Here is a 7212-nt window from a genome sequence, read left to right as displayed (position 1 = left end):
AACAGCGGCGCAGGCAAAACCTGCGCCGCTGTTTTTCTACATAGCGTGCCCCGTCTGGACGACTAAGGGCACGCTTCCGATTTTTCGCTGTATTACAGGGCGGCGTTGATGGCCGCAATGGCGCCGTCGGCCACGGCGGTGGCCACCTGGCGGACCTGCTTCACCCGGATGTCGCCGGCGGCATAGACGCCAGGGATGGCGGTCTCCATCTTCTCATTGGTGGGGATATATCCGCCCTCCAGGGTCAGTTCGGTGTAGAGCTCGGTGTTGGGGGTCACGCCGGCGTACACGAAGATGCCGCAGCCCGGGTCCTCAATGGTCTCGATGCTGCCGTCCTTCTCGCTGGCGATCTCCAGCCGCTCCACCTGATCATTGCCGTAGACCCCGTGGAGCCGGGAACCCAGCCGGAGGGCGATGTTGCCGGCGGCGGCCACCTTCTCCCGGAACTCGGGGATGCAGCCCAGCTGGTCCTCAAAGTGGATGATGGTCAGCTGCTTGGCGAAGTTGGCCAGGTACAGCGCCTCCTTCACTGCGCCGTCGGCGCCGCCCACCACATAAATATTCTTTCCGGCGTAGGACGCGCCGTCCCGGGCGGCGTTCATGCCCATACCCTTGCCGGCCAGCTCCGCCTCACCGGGGATGCCCAGCTTGCGGGGGGAGCCGCCGTTGGCCAGGATGACCCGCTTGGCCTCATAGGCGCCCTTGTCGGTGCAGACCTTTTTGACCTCTCCGGCCAGGGTCACGCCGGTGACCGTCTCATGGGCGATCTCCACCCCGGCTCCCCGGGCCTGCTCCTCCATGCGCCCGGCGAAGGTGGCGCCGGTCTCCTTGGCCTGGATGGCAGTGTAGTGGGTGACGGTGGACACCTTGCCGATGATGCCGCCCACCTGGGCCTTCTCCAGCACCAGGGTCTTTTTCCCCCGGCTCACCGCATAGATGCCCGCGCTGATGCCGGCAGGGCCGGCCCCGATGATGATGATGTCGTACATGACGCAATTCCTTCCTTTCACATAACGGATATCACAATCAGTTTTCCCAAATGGACGATTTTACAGCAGACCCATGAGGTGCTGCATGGCCAGGCTGGCGAAGGTGATGCCCGCCCAGCAGCACACCCCCATGAAGATGGGCTTGCCGCCGGTCTTGACCAGCTTGACCAGGTCGGTATTGAGGCCGATGGCCGCCATGGCCAGGATGATGAAATACTTGGAGAGGGCCTTGAAGGGCTGGAACAGGGCCGGGTCGGCTCCTGCCACAGTAGAGACCGTGGTGATGATGGAGGCCAGGACAAAGAACAGGATAAAGAAGGGGAAGATCTTCTTCAGCTCAAAGGAGCCGTTGGAGACGCTGCCGCCCCGTTTGACCTGCCAGGTCCGCCAGAAGGCCAGAGCCAGGGTGATGGGGATGATGGCCAGGGTACGGGTCAGCTTGACGATGGTGGCGTACTCCAGCACCGCGCCGTTGGTGCCGTGGAGGGTATCCCAGGTGGCGGCGGCCGCTGTCACCGAGGAGGTGTCGTTGATGGCCGTTCCGGCGAAGAGGCCGAAGCCCTCGTTGCTCATCCCCATCATGCCCCCCAGGGTGGGGAAAAAGAGGGCCGCCAGGATGTTGAAGAGGAAGATCACCGAGATGGACTGGGCGATCTCCTCGTCGTCGGCGCCGATGACAGGGGCGGTGGCGGCAATGGCCGAGCCGCCGCAGATGGAGGAGCCCACCCCCACCAGCACGGAGATGTTGTTGGGCATGCGCAGGCCCTTCCGGATCAGGAAGGCGATGACCAGGGAGACGGTAATGGTGGTACAGATGATGGGCAGGGACGTGACGCCCACCTTGGCGATCTCCGACAGGTTCAGACCGAAGCCCAGCAGGATGACCGCGTACTGGAGGATTTTTTTGAGGTGAAGGCGATGCCCGCCTGGAAGCGTTCCCGGTCGTGCAGGCCCGTGGAGACCACCATGCCGATCAGGATGGCGAACACCGGTCCCCCCACCACGGGGAAGAGGTGGCCCAGCAGATAGCCCGGGATAGACAGGATGAGGCAGAGCAGCAGGCCCGGCCAGATTCGTTTGACAGCATTCATAGGATTCTCTCTCTTTTCTCAATATTCCGCTCGGTGCTCTCGATTATAGTCCAGATGCACGATAAAATAAAATGAAGAATCCTTATGCTGCTATAAATCTATGTAATAGGTGATGCCTCATGCTGGACCCCCGCTGGAACACCTTCCTCGTGCTGTGCGAGACCATGAACTACACCCGGGCGGCGGAGCGGCTCTGTCTGACCCAGCCGGCGGTGACCCACCACATCCACTATCTGGAGGACCATTACGGCTGTCGGCTCTTCTCCTACGAGGGGAAGGTGCTGCGGCTGACCGACGCCGGAGTGCGCCTGCGGGAGTACACCCGCTCCCTGGCCTACAACAGCCAAAAAATCGAGGCCGCCATGGCGGTGGCCGCCCCCGTCTCCCTGCGAGTGGGCGCCTCCAAAACCATCGGCGAGTTCGTCATCGCCCCCAAGGTGGAGCGCTTCCTCCGGGACCACCCGGAGGCCTCCTTTTCCCTGATGGTGGACAACACCCAGGTCCTCCTGCGGGCCCTGGAGGCCGGTCGGCTGGACTTTGCGCTGGTGGAAGGCTTCTTCGAGCGCAGCCGCTACGAGACCCGGCTCTGCCGGCAGGAGGCCTTCTTCGGCGTCTGCTCTCCCGGGCACCGGCTGGCCGGCCGGACCGTGGCTATGGAGGAGCTGGAAGGTGAACGGCTCCTCATCCGGGAAACCGGCTCCGGCACCCGGGCCATCTTCGAGGAGGCCCTGCGCCGCCAGAACCGCACCCTCCGCAGCTTCCCCAGCGTGGCCACCATCAGCGACTTCTCCACCATCAAGTCCCTGGTGGCTGACGGTCTGGGGGTTTCCTTCCTGTACGCTCCGGTGGTGGAGCGGGAGCTGGCCCAGGGCACCCTGGCCCGGTTTGACCTGGCCGAGACCCTCATGAGCGGCTCCTTCTGCTTCGTCTGCCTGAAGGACAACCTCTTCGCCCAATCCTGGGCGGACTGGATGGAATAACAGGCGCCTCCCCACAGCCATAACCTGCTCTGCACAAGAAAACGATGCCCGCGGAATCCCGCGGGCATCGTTTTCAGAGCAGCATGTACTTTTTCAAGTCCTTCCGCTGCCGGATGTTCAGCTTTTGCAGGGTGGTGGAGATATACTGCTTGACCGTATTGGGGGAGATGCCCATGTGGTCGGCGATCTCCTGGTTGGTCCAGCCTCTGGCCGCCAGCATAGCCGTCGCAAATTCGGTGGTGGTCAGGTTATCGGCCACATCGTGGCCCGTGACCGGGTTGTGGACCCTGCGCCACCCGGCGGAAAAACGATAGGTGATGGCGATGATCCGTTTGAAATCCTCTGGGTAGTCCTTCTTCAGCACCGCCTCCAGCATCCCGCCCAACAGACCGTGGTGCTCTCCAAAGCCCTCGATCAGATCGTCCGGGCGGGCCAGTTCCCAGGCGGCCATCAGGTGGGTCTGGGCCTTCTCCGGCTGCTTCAGACTCATGTAGTCCATCACGGCCGCCAGGTGCAGGTAGATGGAGGGGATGGGAAAGACCTCTGTCTGCATGCCAGGGCGGTCTCCACGATGCCGATGCTCTTTCCATAATCCCCCTGTAGATAGGTGTAGTGGGCCTGGACATAGAGGGCAAACATCCTGAGCCCCGGCGGCAGGAGCCGCAGATAGTCCTGAAGGTGCCCGATCCCCTCCGGCAGCGGCAGGTGGAGCAGGACGGCGGCGGTAGTGACGGTAAAAAAGGCGGCCGCCCGCAGTTGGGGAGGCATGCTCTCATCTGCGTCCTTCAGTGTGTTCCGCACCTCCGTCAGGGCGTACCGCGCCCGCTGGATCTGCCCGATGGAGAGGTTGGAATAGGCGTAGATCAGACAGGCCGACAGCCGCAGGGAGAGGTCCGGATAGGAGAGGTAGAGCTCCGCCATCTGGGCGGCCTCCTCCGGGCGGCCGCTGAAATAGTTGTACTCAGCCCGGGCAATATCCCGCAGGCGGACATCCTCGATCCCCTCAACATATTCCAGACAATGTCCCGGTGCGAACGGCGAATTCATGAGCGGCATAGGGATCAGATGGGCGGTCGGAACGCTGGGGGCAGACTGCGGTGCCGGCGGTTTCAGCTCGGCTGGCTTTCGCCCCCGCCGTGAGTCCTCCGGCTTTTTGGCGTCAGCCGGGATGGCCCAGACACCGCCGAATTTCTCCGCTCCTTGGACGCGTCCCTCTGTACAATACTGTTGGGTGAGCCGCTCGGATATCTTCCATTTCTGGGCTGCTTCGTGTACGGTAATATACTCCATAGCGTCCTTCCATCTGTAAATATGTTCATCTAATTGTTATCATTATATGCGCTTTTCTCCGGCGTTTCAAGGTCATAACCACCGATGCGGCCGGTTCAGACCATGTTCCTTTTGGAGAAAATTGGCGGATTGCGGCTGGATTTTTTTCGGATCTGTGATATGCTATGGTCAACGCTCAAATGTGGAAAGCATAGCCATCCGCCTGGTGCGTATCCTACGGACAGGACGTTCGGAGAGGAGGACCTTCCGTGCCAAACCTGTATTATTACGACGCCCTCAAGCGGGGGCAGAAGGAGTTCCGGGCCTGCACGGCCAGAGGAGAATACCCCTACCTGCCCGCCCTGTCTGAGATCGTGGGGGAGGAGCAGCCGGGCCACACCACCAACCTGGGGACCGTCCTGATCCCCCTGGAGTTCGTGGTGGGCACCAAGTCCCTGGGCCGTACCCAGTCCTTTTCCCGCAGCTTCATGCCCCTCATGAGCCCCAATACGGAGTTTGCCGGGAAGTGGCAGCGGCTGTGTCAGGCCCACCTGGAGGAGGGGATCTGGGACCCCATCAAGGTGTGGGAGTACCGGAACCGCTTCTACGTGGAGGAGGGCCACAAGCGGGTCAGCGTGCTGAAGTTCTTTGACGCCAACAGCGTCAGCGCACAGGTCACCCGTATCCTCCCCCGCCGGGACGGCAGCCGGGAGATCGAGCTCTACTACGAGTTCGTGGACTTCTATCAGTACAGCCGGATCAATTTTCTGGAGTTCTCCAAGCCGGGCAGCTATACCAAGCTCCAGGAGCTGCTGGGAAAGCTGCCCGGCCAGGCCTGGAGCGAAGAGGAGCGCCGGGATTTTACCACCGCCTATTACTGCTTCCACCAGGCCTACGACGCCCAGGGCGGCGACCGGCTCACCTCCACCGTGGGGGACGCCCTGCTGGCTTTCCTCAAAATCTACGGCTACGATGCCCTGCGGGGCAAGAGCGCCCAGGAGATCCAGACCGCGGTGGTCAAGGTCTGGGAGGAGATCACCCTTCAGCAGGAGGAGGAACCCATCGACGTCAAACTCTCTCCCCCGGAGACGGAGAAGAAGAGCCCCAGCCTCCTCTCCTGGTTCCTGCCCAAGGGAGAGCAGAAAGTCCTCCGGGCCGCCTTCGTCCACGACAAGGACCCTGAGCACTCCAACTGGACCTACGGCCACGAACTGGGCCGGCAGCATCTGGAAAGGGTCTTTGGCGGCGGCCTGGAGACCACCGCCCGGTTCAACGCCATGGAGCACGACCCGCTGGATACCCTCCAGGAGGTCATCGCTGACGGCAGCAACGTGATCTTCACCACCTCTCCCCTCCTCCTGCCCGCCAGCCTGCGGGCGGCCGTGGACCACCCTGACGTCATCATCCTCAACTGCTCCCTCAACACCTCCCACCGCTACATCCGCACCTACTACGCCCGGATGTATGAGGTGAAATTCATCACCGGCGCCATCGCCGGCGCCCTGGCCGGGAACGACCCGGTGGGCTATATCTGTGACTATCCCATCTACGGCCAGGTGGCGGGCATCAACGCCTTCGCCCTGGGCGTGCAGCTCACCAACCCTCTGGCCCGGGTCCATCTGGAGTGGTCCTCCGTTGAGGACGCCAAGACCGCCGCCCAGCGCCTCACCGAAAAGGGCATCCGCCTCATCTCCGCCCAGGACCTGGCCCGGCGCAGCGCCCCTGGACACAGCTTCGGCCTCTCCCTCATCGAGGCCGACCACCAGGTCAATCTGGCCCTGCCCGTCTGGAAATGGAGCGTCTACTACGAGGCCATCCTCCGCCGCATCCGGGACCGCTCCTTCCAGGTGGAGTATCAGGAGAGCCACAAGGCCCTCAACTACTACTGGGGTCTCTCCTCCGGCGTGGTGGACCTGAACTGTTCCTTCCGCCTGCCCGACAGCACGCGAAAACTGGCCGACCTGCTGCGGGACGGCATCCGCAGCGGTAGCTGCCATCCCTTCCGCGGCCCCATTTACGACCAGGACGGCCGCAAGCAGGTCGCCGAGGGCGACATCCTGGACGTGGAGTCCATCATCACCATGGACTGGCTGGCGGAAAATGTGGTGGGTTCCCTCCCCGCCTACGACGAGCTCAGCGACACCGGCAAGGCCACCGTGGGCATCGTGGGCGTGGACGCCACCAAGGAAAAACGGAGCTGACGTCTCTCCCCCGGCGCAATGGGGCGTCCGGCTCTCCGACTGGAGGAAGAAAAGGCTGTGCGTATCCTGACAGTATCGGACGAGGAGTCCCCCTTCTACTATGACCACTATGCCCCCGGTCGGCTGGAGGGTTTTGACCTGATCCTCTCCTGCGGCGACCTGCGCCGTGAGTACCTGGAGTTTCTGGGCACCCTGGCCCGCTGTCCCGTGGTCTACGTCCGGGGCAACCACGACGACCGGCTGGAGGAGCACCCCCCGGAGGGATGCCTCTGCGCCGAGGACCGGATCGTGGTCTGCGGCGGCCTGCGCATTCTGGGCCTGGGCGGCTCCCTCCGCTACCGGTCCGGCGGCAACATGTACACCGAGGAGCAGATGCGCTGGCGCATCGCCCGGCTGCGCCTCCAGCTCTGGCGGCACCAGGGTTTCGATATCCTCCTCACCCACGCCCCAGCCCGACACATTCACGATCTGGAGAGCCTCCCCCATCGGGGCTTTCAGTGCTTTGTGGACCTGCTGGACCGGTACAGCCCCTCCTATTTCATCCATGGACACGTCCATCTCAACTACGGCGCCGGCCTCCCCCGCCGCACCCAACGGGGAAACACCGCCATCATCAACGCCTACCATCACTATATCCTGGAGATTCCTGAGTAAAGCCAAAAGCGGCCGGAGCATAGCTCCG

The 7212-nt window shown here is 62.9% G+C and carries 6 protein-coding genes and 1 pseudogene; 3 read left to right on the top strand and 4 right to left on the bottom strand.

Translation table 11 applies throughout. From position 1 onward, the window contains the following. Positions 1-92: 92 nt before the first annotated feature. A complete protein-coding gene (locus Q0K15_RS10035; protein ID WP_294515710.1) occupies positions 93-989 on the bottom strand; it encodes an FAD-dependent oxidoreductase in 897 nt (298 codons plus the stop codon). A 60-nt stretch (positions 990-1049) separates the two neighbouring features. Further along, positions 1050-2080, bottom strand: a pseudogene (locus tag Q0K15_RS10030) (YeiH family protein). Positions 2081-2199: 119 nt separating this feature from the next. Between Q0K15_RS10030 and Q0K15_RS10025 the strand changes: the two are divergent. Further along, entirely contained in the window at positions 2200-3060 is an 861-nt protein-coding gene (locus tag Q0K15_RS10025) for a LysR family transcriptional regulator (RefSeq protein ID WP_294515709.1), read from the top strand. A gap of 73 nt (positions 3061-3133) precedes the next feature. On the opposite strand, the gene Q0K15_RS10020 is transcribed toward Q0K15_RS10025, so the two are convergent. Both Q0K15_RS10020 and Q0K15_RS10015 read right to left on the bottom strand, forming a co-directional pair. Next, positions 3134-3613 (bottom strand): LuxR C-terminal-related transcriptional regulator, encoded by a 480-nt coding sequence (locus Q0K15_RS10020; RefSeq protein WP_294515708.1) that lies wholly within the window; start codon positions 3611-3613, stop codon positions 3134-3136. Beyond that, entirely contained in the window at positions 3559-3981 is a 423-nt protein-coding gene (locus Q0K15_RS10015) for a hypothetical protein (RefSeq protein WP_294515707.1), read from the bottom strand. The genes Q0K15_RS10020 and Q0K15_RS10015 overlap by 55 nt, the downstream gene beginning before the upstream one ends. A gap of 617 nt (positions 3982-4598) precedes the next feature. Between Q0K15_RS10015 and Q0K15_RS10010 the strand changes: the two genes are divergently transcribed. Both Q0K15_RS10010 and Q0K15_RS10005 read left to right on the top strand, forming a co-directional pair. Continuing rightward, positions 4599-6530: a BMP family ABC transporter substrate-binding protein gene (locus tag Q0K15_RS10010; protein WP_294515706.1), complete on the top strand. Its 1932-nt coding sequence runs from the start codon at positions 4599-4601 to the stop codon at positions 6528-6530. A 57-nt stretch (positions 6531-6587) separates the two neighbouring features. Further along, entirely contained in the window at positions 6588-7184 is a 597-nt protein-coding gene (locus tag Q0K15_RS10005; protein ID WP_294515705.1) for a metallophosphoesterase, read from the top strand. The last annotated feature ends 28 nt before the right edge of the window (positions 7185-7212 follow it).

The sequence above is a fragment of the uncultured Intestinimonas sp. genome, assembly GCF_944387245.1.
Lineage (GTDB): Bacteria > Bacillota > Clostridia > Oscillospirales > Oscillospiraceae > Intestinimonas.
The sequence above is the reverse complement of the archived record's forward strand: the minus strand, read 5'-3'. Positions and strand labels throughout refer to the sequence as shown.

Coding starts and splice junctions, on each gene's coding strand:
- Q0K15_RS10035 (WP_294515710.1), bottom strand. CDS start 989: ATGTACGACATCATCATCATCGGGGCCGGCCCTGCCGGCATCAGCGCG.
- Q0K15_RS10015 (WP_294515707.1), bottom strand. CDS start 3,981: ATGGCGGAGCTCTACCTCTCCTATCCGGACCTCTCCCTGCGGCTGTCG.
- Q0K15_RS10025 (WP_294515709.1), top strand. CDS start 2,200: ATGCTGGACCCCCGCTGGAACACCTTCCTCGTGCTGTGCGAGACCATG.
- Q0K15_RS10020 (WP_294515708.1), bottom strand. CDS start 3,613: ATGCAGACAGAGGTCTTTCCCATCCCCTCCATCTACCTGCACCTGGCG.